Genomic DNA, 17,109 nt, shown 5'->3' on the forward strand with positions numbered 1-17,109 from the left:
TTAATACATACAGCAATTTTTAAAATTAGATAAAACCTAGAGATTTATTTAGCTCAAACAAGTTGCGTAATACCAATTAGTATAAAGATTTGGTCGCTCAGCGAGAATTTAGCGGCACTGAGACAAGGTCATTAAGTGCTCCTGCTTTAATGACATTCGCTGCATCCATGCAGCTCGCAACGAGTGAAGAGCATAGTTGAACTAGGTTCAAGCTTCCTCTTTATTATCAAGAGTCGCAGTATCAGAGCCGCTAAAACTCGCCATTCTGGAGCGTTTTTGGCTGCCTACTTCTGCGTTGAATAACTTCACAAGGGAGCAACCATTCTTTCAATTATTCGCCTTGAATTAGATTGCCAAAAGCGCTCTGAGTAGATCAACTTCTTATACTAATTGGTATAAAATAACCTCCCAAGAGTCGTAGCCACTTAAATTATTAAAAACATGGAGTTAGTCTTGAGCGAATACTTCTTTGCCAGAGAAAATGTCGGTATCGCCTGTTATGTTTTTCCTGATGAACATATCAATGCCGTACCTGTCGACTCATTTACTTATCCCACAGTGCCAGTACCTCTAGTCATCCAATATGATTCTGAAGCAGGCTGCAGCGTGCCTGACGTATTTGAAATGCCTGCATTCTCACTACGAAAAAGCATATTTGACACCTTAGATTTAAACTCTATCGCAGGGATAAATTGGGTCAATATTGATTTGGTTCACAACGGTAATCATGAGTTTGTCATGCTGCAAGTTGCCAATCACCTAAAAGCAATAGATAGAGTAAATAGTGATATAAAGCGCTACCGCAAGGACGACGACGGCGATGAGATGATTAGCGGTATTCGTCAGTTACGCATCGACCCTAAAGCATTGCAAGAAGTCGAGTTAGCACAACGGCTGATATTTATTGATCCAGCTTGGTACAAACAGGTGTTTTTCCACAAATCAGTGGTCGAGCAACTAACTAAGCTCAAGTTAACTGGCGTGGAGTTTATTCCAGCTGAAGGCTATTCGGATTTTGGAGGCTAAAGGTTACTGCATGAGTGATTACTTTTTTATAAGAGAGAATCAGCCCACTCCAATATATGAAGTCGCAGAGGAGTATGAAGAAGCTGCATTAAGCACTCGGTTTACCTATCCAAGTGCGCCAGTGCCAGTTATAGCCACTCATAAACCAGAACAAGAGTATGCAATTGCCGATATTCTACTTGAGCCGGAGTTTGCGATATCTCAGCGCCTGTTTGATTCGCTAGCACTTAAGCCGCTATATGGCGCGAACTGGATCCCGCTTAAGCTGCTCGATCAAGGCGAACATGATTTTATGATGCTGCAACTCGCCCATGAACTCGATGTCATTTGTCATGAGCAAAGCACATTTAAACGCTTCAAACGCGGCTACATTAGTGGCATGAAAACACTGGTGATAGACCCCAACAAGCTGGCGCAGACTCCGCTATACAAAAGGCTAGTGTTCCGCGATACATCTTGGGGCTTTCATACCTTTTTTCATAAAGATATCGTCAATCAAATCATGCGCCACTCACCAACGGGCATTGAGTTTGTACCGATTGAAACCTTTAACGAGTCTTGGGCAGGCTAGCTATGTATATTCTGTTTAGCTAAAGCTAAGTAAAGCTTAGCAATTGATTGTATTAAAAATTAATCAATTAACTTGAGCATGATTAGGGCTGACAAATAAAGCAACAACTAGTATCTTGGTAGCACTTAACTTGATGTAAACAGGAAGTCACACAAGATGCTCATGGAAAGAGGCACCCTTGTTCGTTGGAACGAAGACAAAGGCTTTGGCTTTATTAAGCCTGAAGCCGCAAATGCCAAAGATGTGTTTATTCATATATCGGCGCTAAAACACATGGCTCGCAAACCCATTGTTGGTGACCAAATTCTGTTTCATCGCGAGCAGCAAGCCGATGGCAAAGTTAAAGCCAGCAAAGCCAATATTGAAGGTGTTGCGGTAGTCGCTACTACGTCAACAAGCAAAGCGAACAATAGGCAGCGTAAAAATCACAACCATCGCAATAAACCCAGCTTTTTAAGTAAACTCGCCATACCAGCAATCATCGCTATTGTTGCTCTCAGCTACAGCCAATATCAGCAGCTCAATAAAAACGCTGTCATCAGCAACGATGATATTGAACAGACCCAATGGCAACTTCCGCCTAAACAGAAAAGCAATACATTTAGCACTCAGCCTCAATTTCGCTGTGAAGCAGGCAAAACCCATTGCAGCCATATGCGTTCATGTGATGAGGCCAAGTTTTATCTGAAAAACTGCCCAGGTACAGAAATGGATGGCGATAGAGATGGCATTCCCTGCGAGCGACAACATTGTGGTTGGTGATGACAAACTAAAAAGCAAACAACACAACCTTTATTATCAAGCAGCTAGCTAATCGTTTATAGCTAGGCAGTAGAACGGACGCTATTGATAAATGATTCTGAAAACCAAATCCCTGCAAAATGTGCAATCAGCGCAAGCGATTGCAGGCCAGCAGCAAGAACAAAACGTGGCATTTTTTCTGCGCCGCGCCTATAAAGATCACCCGCAAGTGCTGGTCATCAACGACTTCAAATTCCGCTTTAACGACGAAGTCGCCCAGATAGACCACCTTATCATTTATAGCTACGGTTTTATTCTAATTGAATCAAAGAGCATCAGAGGCCAAGTAAAGGTCAACCAGCAACAGGAATGGACGCGTAGTGTTGGTGCAAAATGGCAAGGCATGCCCTCGCCCATCAAGCAAGTAGAGCTGCAACAAGCTCTGTTACAAGACCTACTCCGTGATAATCGTGCAGAAATCTTAGAGAAAATGTTTGGACTCACTCAAGGCTTTGGCGGTCGATGTTGGGATCATTTGTGTGCAGTATCCAGCGATGCAATCATTGATAGAAAGTCGATGCCTAAAGCCGTATCAGACAAGCTGATAAAGTCTGAATTTCTAGTAGAAAAGCTCAACAAGGTGATGAACCTAAAGGGCAAATATTTACGCTTAGCTTATCTTGCCGATACTCGACCTTTCTTCAACCAAGAAGAACTCGAATCAATAGGATCGTTTCTTATCAACCAACATATCGCACCGAATACGGCTGCAGACACTGAAACAACAAAAGCAACAAGCCAAACAGCCACTGAACAAGGTAGCGCACCACTAGCAAACACACCAATAACAGCAGCCGCTAGCACTGTGCCGGTTCAACACATGCCAGCTCAACTAATGCCAGCAGAACCAGTTGCACATACAGAAACAGAGAAAACCCAAGCAATTCAGATAGCTTTGCGCTGCAAACATTGCGGAGAATCAACGAATTACACCCCAATGTATGGCAAATTCGGCTATTACATACACTGCAAACAATGCACTAAAAACACGCCAATGAAACAAACCTGCCCACAGTGCAGCAGCAAGAATACAAGAGTTAAGAAAAGCAAGGAAACCTACACACTAAACTGCCAAGAGTGTGGTTGTGGACAACAACTTATCTAAATGGCTTTTTAAGCGAATTGCTAGTCTGAAACATAGCTGCTAAAGGTTAGAGAAGTGGTTCCAATTGCCTGCGGCAGGCGTATGTGCAGATACTTCTGAGGCTCGCTGCAAGTACATCCATGTATGCTCAACGAAAACATCCATGTTTTCGACGGCCTCAGCCGCATCTACACAGGGTTAGACAAGCAGTAAACTGAAGCTTATGAGCTAAAACAAGGGACTAGCTGGCCTTTGATATTGGAGCTGCTTTCCCTACAACACTAACAACCTGCTCGCCAAATGCTTTCGTTGGTGTAGTATCACCATGTTTTTTATCTAATGTTGTTGAAGCGTTGAATGAAATAGCATCAATAGCCTGATTCATAAGTTTTTTCATCATTTCATCATCCGAATCTGATAATTCTTTAATCTGCTGCTTAAAGCTCTGATAAGACTTAGCTAAAGCCTCTTTATGAGCATATTCTTGATGAAGTCGATGAAACTCACTTCTTCTCTTTGAAGCAAATAGAGCCAACCACAATATAGGTAGAATAAATGGTAGCCTCCTGAGCACCCCTAGTGCTAAGTCTTGCCAACCACCTATATCAATTAGCGTTATAGAAAGTTCAGTAAAATTAATATCTTTAGCAATTAAAGCCCCAGACAAAAGAAACAATGCAGCCATGCAACCATAAAACACCCAGCTAAATATTAGAATCTGCTTTTCACATGAGGTTTTGAGATCGTAATACGCTTTTGCCAGCCCAGCTGTAATAGCACCTGGCATGGCCTCTTCAATTTGTTTAATAAGTGCGGAATACCGTGCTTCTTGTTGCACTTTGAACTCATCTAAATGGTTTATTCTTTCTTTTATTTCGCTCTCAAGGCCACCAGCAATTTCCCCCTCTTCATTCTCTCGGCCAAATACATCGCTATAAAATCTTCTCAAGTGAGATAAATTAGATTCAGCCTTAGATAATTGCTCATCGATCTCAGAACGTGCTTTCACGATCTTCTCACGTTCATTATTTATCTGAGATACTATCGAGTCATCTACAGTGCTGCCATCAAACAGTTCAGTTTTATATTCCTGAATTGCAGTAAATGATTGCTCAATATCCGACATCAACTCTGTAATACGAGTATCAACACTCTGCTCTTCGCTCGACCCTATTAAATAGCGCTCCTCTAAATGAGACATTTTAGTATCAATGGCTTCTATTGTGCTTGCGCCCTCTTTTGCCTGACCAAGAGCTTCAGTTATGCTATCTAGATCCGCCTCAGCTTTTTCAACAAACCGACTAAGTGCACTTTCTATTGTATAGCTATACCTTTTAAAGGAAGCACTAGCTGCCCGAGCTGCATTTCCTTTAACCATCATATAAGGCCTAACATAAGTTAATAGATTATCTAAATGTGAATTAGCACTCGTTATATGCCCTATACCTCTATTTGTTTCATATGCACGCAATTGGCTCAAACATGATGTTGCTTGCTGATTGAAAGAATCCCATGTTTGCAATGGGATTAATTCAGGGTCACAAGCTTTTAGAAGTTCATCTACATAGCTAATAACCTTGGTTGCACGGGCGACTTCCTGCACGCTAGACGTAACTGTTTTATCATCAACATCTAAACCATCAGACAACTCTATAATTGCACTCCAAACTGACTGAAATGCGTGTTGTTCAAAATGTTCAACCCAGCGACTTCCCATATCCAACCCTATGCATTGATGCTATAAATTTTGTTATAACATCATGATACAGCAGAGTTTAAATTTATAAATGAATATTTTTTACTCTTACTAAACAGTTCTATACGCATTAAGCTGTGCATAAATGTGGGTAGAGTTAAACTAAAATTGAATCTAGACTCCCGATACAGGCATAGCTGAGATAATGCTACGCCTAACCACACTGGTAGCCAGAAAACAAAAGCCCCGATATCGTTAGATATCGGGGCTTTAATCTATTCACCAAGAGCTCTTTTATAAGGAGTGGTTTTAAGCTTTTAGGCTATAGACCAGCAGACATTTTTGCTAATTTTGGGCATCAAAAAACCCGACACTGTTGCCAGTCTCGGGTTTTATTTTTAGGTTAGCTCTTAGCTTTTAAACTAAGAACTCAGGCCTATGGGGTAGACGTTTTTACGTAGGATAAATCGCTTTAGAGCAAGGCTTTTTGCCACGACGTGTAGTGTTTTTCTACACGAGCGGCAAAGTAACGCCGCTATAAACGATTTAGACCAGTAAAAATCTAACGCAGGAAAAATGGGCTTTAGAGCAAGGCTTTTTGTAGCGACGTGTAGCGTTTTTCTACACGAGCTGCAAAGTAACGCAGCTATAACCCATTTTAACCAGTTAGATTACATGCCCATGCCGCCCATACCGCCCATTCCCATTCCGCCCATACCGCCCATATCAGCAGCAGAAGCATCTTGTGGGATCTCACCAACCATTGCTTCGGTAGTGATCATTAGGCCTGCAACAGACGCTGCGAACTGTAGTGCGCTACGCGTTACTTTAGTTGGGTCTAGGATACCCATCTCTAGCATGTCGCCGTATGTGTCGTTACCAGCGTTGTAACCGTAGTTACCTGTGCCGTTCTTCACGTTGTTAGCCACAACTGACGCTTCTTCACCTGCGTTAGTTGAGATTTGACGTAGTGGCGCTTCCATTGCACGTAGTGCGATTACAACACCGTGCTTCTGGTCTTCGTTGATCACTTCAACGTCAGAGATCTTGCTTGCTACGCGTACTAGTGCAACACCACCACCAGCAACCACACCTTCTTCAACTGCTGCGCGAGTTGCGTGTAGTGCGTCTTCTACGCGAGCTTTCTTCTCTTTCATTTCAACTTCAGTTGCTGCGCCAACTTTGATTACGGCTACGCCGCCAGCAAGTTTAGCCATACGCTCTTGAAGCTTTTCTTTGTCGTAGTCTGAAGTTGATTCTTCAGCTTGGATCTTGATCTGTGCAACGCGAGCAGAAATTTGCTCTTGCTCACCAGTACCGTCGATGATGGTTGTGTCATCTTTAGTGATAACAACGCGCTTAGCCGTACCTAGATCTTCTAGCGTCGCTTTTTCTAGCTCTAGACCAATCTCTTCAGCGATAACTGTACCGCCAGTTAGGATAGCGATATCTTGTAGCATTGCTTTACGACGGTCACCAAAGCCTGGCGCCTTAACAGCTGCAACTTTAACGATGCCGCGCATGTTGTTTACAACTAGTGTTGCTAGTGCTTCACCTTCAACGTCTTCTGCAACGATAAGCAGTGGCTTACCAGTTTTAGCTAGACCTTCAAGGATTGGTAGCAATTCACGGATGTTTGATACTTTCTTATCTACTAGAAGAATGAATGGGCTTTCTAGTTCAACGCTGCCAGTTTCTGGCTTGTTGATGAAGTATGGAGATAGGTAACCGCGGTCGAACTGCATACCTTCAACTACGTCTAGCTCGTTCTCTAGTGCTTGACCTTCTTCAACTGTGATAACGCCTTCTTTACCAACGCGCTCCATCGCAGTTGCGATAATTTCACCGATTGACTCGTCTGAGTTAGCAGAGATAGTACCTACCTGAGCGATAGCTTTAGTGTCGCTACACTCTTGAGAAAGGGCTTTAAGCTCAATAACGGCTGCAGCAACGGCTTTGTCGATACCGCGCTTAAGATCCATTGGGTTCATGCCAGCAGCAACGGCTTTTAGGCCTTCGTTTACGATAGCTTGTGCAAGTACTGTTGCAGTTGTGGTACCGTCACCGGCTGCATCGTTGGCTTTAGAAGCAACTTCTTTAACCATCTGTGCGCCCATGTTTTCGAACTTGTCTTCTAGCTCGATCTCTTTCGCTACTGAAACACCGTCTTTAGTGATTAGTGGTGCGCCGAAGCTCTTGTCTAGAACTACGTTACGACCCTTAGGGCCTAGAGTAACTTTTACTGCGTTAGCAAGAATGTTTACGCCCGCTAGCATTTTTACGCGTGCGTCATTTCCAAAAACTACTTCTTTAGCTGCCATCTTTAATATCCTTTCAATTCTTTGAGCCGTGGTTACGCAATTGCGCCAACAACGACAATAATGCTTGGTCTTTTACAAGAGCTGGGATTAACCCACTACAGCCATAAGATCTGATTCAGATAGGATCAGAACTTCTTCACCATCAATCTTCTCTTTCTTCACGCCGTAACCTTCGTTGAAGATAACGATATCGCCAACTTTAACATCTAAAGGCATTACGTTGCCGTTTTCAAGAATGCGTCCATTGCCTACAGCAAGAACTTCACCGCGGCTAGATTGTTCAGCAGCACTACCTGTTAGTACGATGCCACCAGCTGACTTTGATTCAACTTCTGAACGCTTAACAATGACACGATCATGTAATGGACGAATGTTCATCGATGGATGCTCCTATTATTTTTGTTTGCCTGAACTCAGTGTCAGACGAGTATAGTTAGTAACGACTTTGCTTGAACTCACTTTAGTAAAAGCAAAAGTATCGCTTGATGTTCGATACATGGGGGTCAATGTCAGCAGATCCAAGCCCTATTTACAAAATAAATCCATTTTTTTTAACTGTGTTTTATAAAAAGCGTACCATTCCTGATAGAATCGCCCTCCGAGCAAAGACTAGGCAAGACTTCCCCATGAGAGACAGACACGGGCTGCTAACCCAGCCAATTGGTCGTGTACTGCTAAATATGAGCCTTCCAAACCTGATTGGTATTTTAACCATTCTCGGGTTCAGCCTCGTTGACACTTTTTTCATCAGCCAGTTAGGTACAGAGTCCCTAGCTGCCATCAGCTTTACCTTCCCGGTGACCCTAATTATTACCAGTATTGCCATTGGCATTGGTGCTGGCGTATCGACCAATTTGGGGCGCTTAATTGGTGGCGGCCATGCCAACAAGGCCAAAGTGTTCTTACACGATGCCTTGATGCTGACCTTCTTGTTGATTGCCTTTATCTCGCTATTAGGCAGTCTGTGGATCGACCCGCTATTTAGCCTGCTTGGCGCTAACGACTCTAGCCTGCCGCTTATTCATGACTATATGTTTATCTGGTACTTAGGCGCGCCACTGCTGGTGCTTTTGATGGTGGGTAATCAGGGGCTGCGCGCCACCGGCGATACAAAATCCCCCGCTAAGATCATGATGCTAGCGGCGCTGATTAACCTTATTCTCGACCCGCTGCTGATTTTTGGTATCGGGCCCTTTCCCCGCTTAGAGATCGAGGGCGCGGCGATTGCGACTGTGATCTCTTGGGTGGTGGCGCTGTCGCTATCGACCCATCTGCTGATCTTTAAGCGTCACCTTGTGGATTTTGTCGAGCCTAATATTAAGCGGCTCAAGTGTAACTGGAAGCAACTCGCCCATATTGCCCAGCCAGCAGCGCTGATGAACCTACTTAACCCATTAGCCAATGCCATTATTATGGCGATGCTGGCCCGTATCGATCACAGCGCGGTGGCCGCCTTTGGTGCGGGTACCCGTTTAGAGTCGGTGATGCTGATTGCAGTGATGGCGCTGTCATCGAGTCTCGTACCGTTTGTGGCGCAAAACTTAGGTGCTGGGCAGACAAGACGCGCCCGCAATGCACTCTTGCTATCGCTTAGGTTTGTACTGGTATTCCAGACCCTTATCTACCTGCCACTGCTGTTTTTAGCCCAGCCTCTTGCCCAGCTGTTTAGTGACGACCCGCAGGTGATAGAGTGGCTAACCTTCTATATCTTAGTGCTGCCTGCCGCTTACGGTCCGTTAGGCATAGTGATCTTAGTGGCAACCTCACTCAATGCTTACCATAGGCCGATGAGCTCTTTAATTCTCAACGTTTGCCGCCTGTTTTTAATCATGTTACCGCTAGCTGCACTGGGCTCATACTTAGGCGGCGTAAAAGGCTTACTCTTGGCATTGCCTATCACGAACGCCATCATGGGCATAGCCTGTTATATCTTGGCGACTCGGATCACTGAACCTGAGAAGACCGACATTCGGGTGAGCCAAGCTTAACGCTGATACAAAACGCTAAGGAGCGACACCATGCAAGCCATAGATCAAATCTTTAATCGCGAAGACTTTAGCGATCAAGACTTGCAAGATGCCCGCTTCGAGCGCTGTAGCTTCTACCAATGCCGCTTTAACCATAGCGATTTAACCGACGCCCAATTCATCCAGTGTAAGTTTATTATCCTCGGCGAAGATGAGGGCTGTGACTTTAGCTATGCCACCTTAACCAGTGCTAGCTTTAAGCACTGCAACTTGAGCATGGCTCTGTTTAAAGGTGCACGCTGTTATGGGCTAGAGCTGCGCGATTCTAACCTGCAAGGGGCTGACTTTAGCCGTGCCAGCTTTGCCAATTACATCACGCCTAAAAGTTATTTCTGCTCGGCATATATCACCGCCTGCAACTTGGCCTATGCCGACTTGAGTGAGTTATTGTTAGAGGAGTGCGAACTGTTCGATAACCGCTGGCGCGGCGCTAACCTGACTGGTAGCTCGATGAAAGGATCTGACTTGAGCGGCGGTGAGTTTTCCCCTGAACAATGGGGTAGCTTCGAGCTTAAAGGGGCTAACCTGACTCGGATTGAGCTAGAGGGTTTAGATCCTCGCGTGGTGGAGCTCGATGGAGTAATAATCAACCAGTGGCAACAGGAGCAGCTACTGGCGCCACTCGGACTCATAGTGACGGCTGATTAGCCCGATTAAGCAAGTTATTTTCCGCTCAAAGTTTGTCCAACATCAAGATTTCAGCTATCAACTCCCCAAAAGTCATCACTCGAGGCTGAGGCACTAGAGTAACCAGCAAGCACGACTATACTTAAGAAAACGATAAACTTAGGCTCGCGTATGCGAAGCCTTAACTAATGCGATGCCTTAGCTAAGGAGGTCCCTATGACCGCCCTCAAAGTCACACTGCTGACCGCGATAATATTTCTGGTGTTCTTTCTCGGGCTAAAACCCAACATCAGCTTTAAACATCAGGTGCTGCCCATATTCCAAGCATCTTGTATTGAGTGCCACTCAGATACCGGAGAAGGCTCCGTGCGCACTGGGTTAGTGCTCGATAGCTATGCAAGCCTGATGCGCGGCACTAAGAATGGCCCAGTAATTGTGGCCGGCAGCCCTGCATCGAGCACATTATACTTGGCTATCGACCATCAGCTCGACACGTCTATTCAGATGCCGCCCCATCATGACGATCATTTAAGCCAAGGTGAAAGTAAGCCGTTGACTAGCGAACAGATCAAAGTGATAAAAGAGTGGATCGAGGAAGGCGCTCAGGATAATTAATACCAATCAGTATAAACATTTAGTCGCTCAGCGAGAGTTTAGCGGTTTTGAGGCAAGGCAACGAGCGAAGGGCATAGTTGTTCTACGTTCAAGTTCGTTAACACAGCATCAGAATCGCTAAAACTCGCCAGTCTGGAACGATTTTGGCCGCCTACTTCTGCGTTGAATAGATTTATAAGGGAATAACCATTATTACAGCTATTCGCCTTGAATTAGTTTGCCAAAAATCGTTCTGAGCTGATCAAATTCTTATACTGATTGGTATAAATAAACAAGCCAATGTCACAGATAGCTGACATTGGCTGCTTTTTAGTGAATGCTTAGCGCATCGAGCGTAATGCCTTAAATCATAGACTTAAATGCACCGCGGATCTTAATACGTCCGTCGCAGCCACCGCTTTGCATACACTCCTCCATCGCGTTCATCATATAGTCGATAAAACGTTGACTGGCTAAACTGATAAAACGCCGCGACGGATAAACTAAGAAACACTTGCCCTCATAGGGCTCTACATCTTCAAACAGCATCTCTAGTTCGCCGCTTTCAATATGCTCCTTGGCAAAAGGTAACGGCATCATGGAGATCCCCCGCCCCATCAGGGTCGCCTCTAAACAGGTCGCTAAACTATTTACACATAGATTGCCTTTCACCGATAGGGTGCGATCTTTGCCAAAGGGCACATCGTTAAAAATACGACCGTTAGGATAACGAAACAGGATCGAGTTATGCTCGGGTAACTCATCTGGACTAGTGGGACGTCCCGCTTTATTCAAGTACTCAGGACTAGCGAAGAAGTGCACGCTTTCACTAATGATGTGGCGCGCGACCATCTCATTTTCGTTAAAGGCATCTTCTAGCATAAAGGCGAGATCAATATTGTTGCGGATCATATCCTGCGGCTCTGTACTAACGATGATCTCAACGGTGAGCTCTGGGTGCAGATCCATAAACTCAAAAATGGCATGGGTAATGTGCATGAGTTCAGGTACAGGGAAGATCAAGATCCGTAGGTGACCCGTCACCTCAGATTCTTCACCGCTGAGCTCGGATAACGTCTGCTCCAGCGAGGCCAACATCGCGGTGCTTTTATTATAAAAATGGCTACCCGATGCGGTTAGCGTCATGGCGCGACTTTGACGATGAAACAGCTTAACGTTGAGTTCATCCTCAAGCGCCTGTAAACGCCGACTCAGGGTCGATTTGGGCAGATTTAATATGTCTGCAGCCTCGACTAAACTGCCAGTTTCGACAATTCGGTGGAACAGGGCAATATCTTCAGTTTTCATCTAAAAAATCTCTAACATTTAACGTGCTGACTACGGGCAATGATCACTTTGCTCACAGTTGTGACGGCAAAGCAAGTGAAAGCAGTTCCATTTTTCGGAACTGATGATTCCACATAATTCCATTTTGCTCAACACTAAGGCCTGCTATCTTTGATCCCCCTAATATTAGATCTCGTTATATGGAATTTGCGTTATGAAAAACCTGACTACTTCACTCTCACTGCTCCTCTTGGCGGCACTCGTTTCAGGTTGTAACGCAGAGTCTAGCGAGGTGGCAAAGCCAAGTGTGCGGCCCGTTAAACTGCTTGAAATCGACGATATCAATGCAGGTTCACTGCGCACCTTCCCCGCCAAAGTTGCCGCGACCAAACAAGCAGAGCTTGCCTTTAGACTGCCGGGACACTTAGTAGAGTTGAACTTAGTCGAAGGCCAACAGGTTAAAAGAGGCGCTGTATTGGCGCGCTTAGATAGACGGGATGCACAAAACACCCTGCTGAATCGTGAGGCCGATTACGAGTTAGCTAAGGCAGACTTTAAACGTAAAGGCGAACTGCTGCGCCGTGAGCTGATCTCACAGGCGGAATACGATCTCGCCTCGGCGCAACTAAAATCGTCGAAAGCCAATCTTGCAAGCGCTCAAGATCAACTCAGCTATACCGAATTAACCGCCCCTTACGATGGCACAGTGGCGAAAATCGCTATCGACAACTACCAGATGGTACAGGCGAACCAGCCAGTACTGGTGCTGCAAAAAGATAGCGATATCGATGTCGTCATTCAGGTGCCAGAGTCACTCGCCAGCAAGGTGACTCAATTTAATCCAAATGCTATCACTCAGCCTGTGGTGCGATTTGCCAATGACCCTAGCAGCAGCTACCCCGCGCTGTTAAAAGAGCACGCTACGCAAGTGACGCCAGGCACCCAAAGCTATGAGGTGGTATTTACCCTGCCTCGCCCAAGTAACATGACGGTACTGCCGGGGATGACCGCCGAACTCACCATGGATCTTGCCAAGCGAAACTCCCTATCGGTAACGGCCATCCTTCCCCCTAGCGCTATCAGCAAGCGCGACCAAGATGGTCAAAGCGTGGTTTGGGCCTATGACAGTAAACACGGCAAGGTCAACCAACAGATAGTAACGCTAGGTAAGGTCACCACCGATGGCATCGAGATCATCGATGGTATCAAGGCAGGCGACAAAGTGGTTGTTGCAGGTGTGCAGTACCTGTCTGAAGGGCTTGAAGTCAAACCACTACGTTGGCAAAGAGGCGTATAACGCCTCCCTCTCTACTACCCATTGATACCGCTTAAACGCTGCTATTCGCCTGCTTTACAAGAGATTTAATTGATGAATTTTGCTGAATATTCCATAACCCACAAAGTCATTAGCTGGATGTTTGCACTGCTACTCCTAATTGGTGGCACTATCTCATTTTTTAGCTTAGGTCAGCTAGAGTTCCCCGAATTCACCATCAAGCAGGCCTTGGTGGTCACCGCCTATCCTGGCGCATCACCTGAGCAGGTGGAAGAGGAAGTGACCCTGCCTCTTGAAGATGCACTGCAACAACTTGATGGCATCAAACATATCACCTCGGTCAACAGCGCTGGCCTGTCGCAGATTGAAATTGAGATCAAAGAGAATTATGACGCCAGCGAACTGCCTCAGGTGTGGGATGAAGTGCGCCGTAAGGTTAACGACAAGGCGGTAGAACTGCCACCGGGTGTGCATGCTCCCTCTGTTATCGATGACTTTGGCGATGTTTATGGCATCTTGCTCAATGTCAGTGGTGATGGCTATAGTGACCGAGAGCTGCAAAACTATGCCGACTTTTTGCGTCGAGAATTAGTGCTTGTTGATGGGATCAAGAAGGTCACCATCGCAGGGATCGTCAATGAGCAGGTGGTGGTTGAGATCTCACAGCAAAAACTCAACGCCTTAGGCTTAGATCAGAACTATATCTATGGCCTTATCAACAGCCAGAACGTGGTCTCTAATGCTGGCAGTATGCTGGTTGGCGACAACCGCATCCGTATTCATCCAACGGGTGAGTTTGATAACGTGCAGCAGATGGAACGCTTGCTGATCAGTCCGCCGGGTAGCCCTAAGCTTATCTATTTAGGCGATATCGCTAAGATCTACAAAGACACAGAAGAAACTCCATCGAATATCTACCATGCCGATGGCAAACAAGCGCTGTCTGTCGGCATCGCCTTCTCAAGCGGCGTCAACGTGGTTAAGGTTGGCGAGGCGGTCAATCAGCGTATGAGCGAGCTTGATAGCGAGCTGCCTATCGGTATGACACTGGATACGGTTTACGATCAGAGCAAGATGGTGGACCAGACGGTCAATGGCTTTCTGGTTAACTTGGCGGAGTCAGTTGCGATCGTCATTGGAGTACTACTTATCTTTATGGGCGTTCGTTCTGGCCTATTGATGGGTTTAGTGCTGCTACTGACGATCCTCGGCACCTTTGTGATGATGAACATTCTCAACATCGAACTACAGATCATCTCTCTTGGCGCCTTGATCATCGCTCTAGGTATGCTGGTCGACAATGCGATCGTGGTGACCGAAGGGATCTTAATCGGCATTAAACGGGGGCAAAGCCGTTTAGAAACCGCTAAACAGGTGATCTCACAAACCCAGTGGCCGCTACTTGGCGCCACCATTATCGCCATCATAGCCTTTGCGCCTATCGGTCTATCTGATAACGCCACGGGAGAGTTTTGTGCCTCCCTATTTCAAGTCTTGCTGATCTCGCTCTTCATCAGCTGGATCACCGCGATGACGTTAACACCCTTCTTCTGCAACCTGATGTTCAAAGATGGCGTGGTGAGCGATGATGACAACGACGATCCCTACAAGGGCTGGTTATTCGGTCTGTACCGCCACAGCCTCAACTTTGCCATGCGCTTTAGGGGGCTAACGCTTACCTTAGTTATCGCCGCCCTTATCTCATCGGTGATCGGTTTTGGCTATGTTAAAAATGTCTTCTTCCCGGCATCGAACACACCTATGTTCTTTATCGATGTGTGGATGCCTGAGGGCTCAGATATCAAGGCTACCGAGCGACTACTGAGTCGCATCGAAGCAGACCTGCTACAGCAACAAAAGCAGCAAGACACGGGGCTGGTAAACCTGACGACGGTCATTGGCCAAGGCGCCCAGCGCTTCGTGCTCTCTTATGTGCCAGAAAAAGGCTACAAAGCTTACGGGCAGATCTTGCTGGAGATGACAGATCTACAGACGCTTAATAAGTATATGCGGGTACTTGAGCGAGAGCTCAGCCTGAAGTTTCCTGAGGCTCAATACCGCTTCAAGTATATGGAGAATGGCCCAAGCCCAGCCGCTAAGATCGAGGCACGCTTCTATGGCGAAGACCCTCAAATCTTGCGTCAGCTGGCGGTGCAGGCTGAAGAGATATTAAAGGTTGAGCCAACGGCCGTAGGCGTAAGACACAACTGGCGTAATCAAGTGACCTTAGTGCGTCCACAATTGGCACTGGCTCAAGCCCGTGAAACTGGGATCAGCAAGCAAGATCTCGACAACGCCCTACTGACTAACTTTAGCGGTAAACAGATCGGCACCTATCGCGAGAATAGTCACCTATTACCGATCATTGCCCGCGCGCCGGACGAGGAGCGACTCGATGCCCAGAGTATCTGGAAGCTGCAGGTGTGGAGCAGCGAGAATAATACCTTTGTGCCAGTCACTCAGGTGGTCTCTGATTTTAGTACCGAATGGGAAGATCCTTTGATCATGCGCCGTGATCGTAAGCGAGTGATCTCAGTACTCGCCGATCCCATTAACGGCACAGGTGAAACCGCCGACTCGGTATTTAGAAAAGTGAAAGCCGACATCGAAGCGATCCCACTGCCAGCAGGCTATGAGCTTGAATGGGGCGGCGAATATGAAACTTCAATGGAGGCACAGGAGTCGGTATTTAGCTCTATCCCGCTCGGTTACTTGGCGATGTTTCTGATCACTGTGCTGCTGTTTAACTCGGTCAGGCAGCCACTGGTGATCTGGTTTACCGTACCACTATCTCTGATTGGCGTGGTCTCTGGTCTACTGCTATTCGATGCGCCCTTTAGCTTTATGGCACTACTTGGCCTGCTGAGCTTAACCGGCATGATCATCAAGAACGGCATTGTTTTAGTGGATCAGATAAATCTTGAGTTATCCCAAGGAAAAGAAGCCTATCAGGCGGTCGTTGACTCCGCCGTGAGCCGAGTGAGACCAGTATTGATGGCAGCCATTACAACCATGCTCGGTATGCTGCCACTGCTGTCGGATGCCTTCTTCGGCTCGATGGCGATCACTATTATCTTCGGCCTTGGCTTTGCCTCGGTGCTGACGTTAATCGTTTTGCCGGTGACCTACACCTTAGCCTTCAGAATTCCTTACCCAGCTAAGCAGGTCTGAATAAGGAGGTCGACTCTTAAGTAAAAAGTAACATCAACCCCAAATTGCTTCCCGGCGCCCCTGATTAAGTGAGCTATCACTTAGTCAGGGTTTTTGTCTTTCTTCCCTAACCCGAGCGATTAAACAAAAATTTATGAGTATTTCTACTACGTGGCTGTTACTGTTAATCCATAACTTGCCATACAAGGTAGATAGATGCTGCTCTCTTATCGTAATCATATAGCTTCTAGCCTCATCCTATTAAGCTCGGTGCTCACTCTGCCAGCCATGGCAACTGAGGTAACACAATCCGACGAATATGCCATTGGTGTGATGGTCAAGTCTCTCGATAATGCCATTAAGCATCCATCGGAGGAGTCACTCAGTACCATTACAAGCTACGGCACCGACTCTCGCTATTATGTGATGATCCGCGGCTGGTTAGTGCAGGAGCTACAAGGTGCAAATAGCCAATTGAATGCTTATCGCAAAGATGATGAGATCAAAACGCGGCTGCAGCGAAAAGTCGACTTTCTTAAGCGTGCGATCCGCCGTATCGATCTGGAATGATCCCAGCTAGCTAAGCCGGTCATTGCTAAGCCAGTCAAGCACCGATAAAGACAAGACCAAGACACTCTATATATAGAAT

General features: G+C 46.2%; 14 protein-coding genes. 10 read left to right on the forward strand and 4 right to left on the reverse strand.

All coding sequences use genetic code 11. From position 1 onward, the window contains the following. Nucleotides 1–453 precede the first annotated feature (453 nt). The 4 genes from L1D44_RS21025 to L1D44_RS21040 all read left to right on the forward strand — a co-directional run bounded on the left by L1D44_RS21025 (nucleotide 454) and on the right by L1D44_RS21040 (nucleotide 3,503). The gene (locus L1D44_RS21025; protein WP_239893161.1) at nucleotides 454–1,026 is read left to right on the forward strand and encodes a hypothetical protein; all 573 of its coding nucleotides are present in this window, start codon (nucleotides 454–456) and stop codon (nucleotides 1,024–1,026) included. Nucleotides 1,027–1,036: 10 nt separating this feature from the next. Beyond that, entirely contained in the window at nucleotides 1,037–1,597 is a 561-nt protein-coding gene (locus L1D44_RS21030) for a hypothetical protein (RefSeq protein ID WP_239893162.1), read from the forward strand. A 156-nt stretch (nucleotides 1,598–1,753) separates the two neighbouring features. Then, nucleotides 1,754–2,359, forward strand: coding sequence for an excalibur calcium-binding domain-containing protein (locus tag L1D44_RS21035; RefSeq protein WP_239893163.1), 606 nt, complete (start codon nucleotides 1,754–1,756; stop codon nucleotides 2,357–2,359). A 91-nt stretch (nucleotides 2,360–2,450) separates the two neighbouring features. Beyond that, entirely contained in the window at nucleotides 2,451–3,503 is a 1,053-nt protein-coding gene (locus L1D44_RS21040; protein WP_239893164.1) for a nuclease-related domain-containing protein, read from the forward strand. A 220-nt stretch (nucleotides 3,504–3,723) separates the two neighbouring features. Here L1D44_RS21040 and L1D44_RS21045 read toward each other — a convergent pair whose 3' ends face one another. The 3 genes from L1D44_RS21045 to L1D44_RS21055 form a co-directional block, all read right to left on the reverse strand. Continuing rightward, nucleotides 3,724–5,199, reverse strand: coding sequence for a hypothetical protein (locus tag L1D44_RS21045; protein WP_239893165.1), 1,476 nt, complete (start codon nucleotides 5,197–5,199; stop codon nucleotides 3,724–3,726). 650 nt (nucleotides 5,200–5,849) lie between these two features. Continuing rightward, a complete protein-coding gene (gene groL / locus L1D44_RS21050; RefSeq protein ID WP_239893166.1) occupies nucleotides 5,850–7,499 on the reverse strand; it encodes a chaperonin GroEL in 1,650 nt (549 codons plus the stop codon). 87 nt (nucleotides 7,500–7,586) lie between these two features. Continuing rightward, nucleotides 7,587–7,877: a co-chaperone GroES gene (locus L1D44_RS21055; RefSeq protein WP_012278835.1), complete on the reverse strand. Its 291-nt coding sequence runs from the start codon at nucleotides 7,875–7,877 to the stop codon at nucleotides 7,587–7,589. A 248-nt stretch (nucleotides 7,878–8,125) separates the two neighbouring features. Between L1D44_RS21055 and L1D44_RS21060 the strand changes: the two genes are divergently transcribed. The 3 genes from L1D44_RS21060 (at nucleotide 8,126) to L1D44_RS21070 (ending at nucleotide 10,768) form a co-directional block, all read left to right on the forward strand. Then, nucleotides 8,126–9,487, forward strand: coding sequence for an MATE family efflux transporter (locus tag L1D44_RS21060; RefSeq protein ID WP_220767109.1), 1,362 nt, complete (start codon nucleotides 8,126–8,128; stop codon nucleotides 9,485–9,487). A 30-nt stretch (nucleotides 9,488–9,517) separates the two neighbouring features. Further along, nucleotides 9,518–10,174 (forward strand): Qnr family pentapeptide repeat protein, encoded by a 657-nt coding sequence (locus L1D44_RS21065; protein ID WP_220767108.1) that lies wholly within the window; start codon nucleotides 9,518–9,520, stop codon nucleotides 10,172–10,174. Nucleotides 10,175–10,369: 195 nt separating this feature from the next. Further along, on the forward strand, nucleotides 10,370–10,768 hold the full coding sequence (locus L1D44_RS21070) for a c-type cytochrome domain-containing protein (protein WP_220767107.1): 399 nt from the start codon (nucleotides 10,370–10,372) through the stop codon (nucleotides 10,766–10,768). A gap of 342 nt (nucleotides 10,769–11,110) precedes the next feature. Here the strand turns inward: L1D44_RS21070 and L1D44_RS21075 are convergent, their stop codons facing one another. Beyond that, the gene (locus L1D44_RS21075) at nucleotides 11,111–12,055 is read right to left on the reverse strand and encodes a LysR family transcriptional regulator (RefSeq protein WP_239893167.1); all 945 of its coding nucleotides are present in this window, start codon (nucleotides 12,053–12,055) and stop codon (nucleotides 11,111–11,113) included. 193 nt (nucleotides 12,056–12,248) lie between these two features. On the opposite strand from L1D44_RS21075, the gene L1D44_RS21080 reads away from it, so the two are divergent. The 3 genes from L1D44_RS21080 (at nucleotide 12,249) to L1D44_RS21090 (ending at nucleotide 17,030) form a co-directional block, all read left to right on the forward strand. Continuing rightward, nucleotides 12,249–13,331, forward strand: a complete 1,083-nt coding sequence (locus L1D44_RS21080) for an efflux RND transporter periplasmic adaptor subunit (protein WP_220767105.1) — start codon at nucleotides 12,249–12,251, stop codon at nucleotides 13,329–13,331. A gap of 72 nt (nucleotides 13,332–13,403) precedes the next feature. Next, complete coding sequence (locus tag L1D44_RS21085) at nucleotides 13,404–16,481, forward strand: efflux RND transporter permease subunit (protein WP_239893168.1); 3,078 nt, start codon at nucleotides 13,404–13,406, stop codon at nucleotides 16,479–16,481. 195 nt (nucleotides 16,482–16,676) lie between these two features. Next, nucleotides 16,677–17,030 carry a hypothetical protein gene (locus L1D44_RS21090; protein ID WP_239893169.1) on the forward strand — a complete coding sequence of 118 codons (354 nt, stop codon included), beginning with the start codon at nucleotides 16,677–16,679 and terminating at the stop codon, nucleotides 17,028–17,030. Nucleotides 17,031–17,109: the final 79 nt, after the last annotated feature.

This window comes from Shewanella sp. Isolate13, assembly GCF_022398325.1.
In the GTDB taxonomy this organism is placed as follows: Bacteria; Pseudomonadota; Gammaproteobacteria; order Enterobacterales; family Shewanellaceae; genus Shewanella.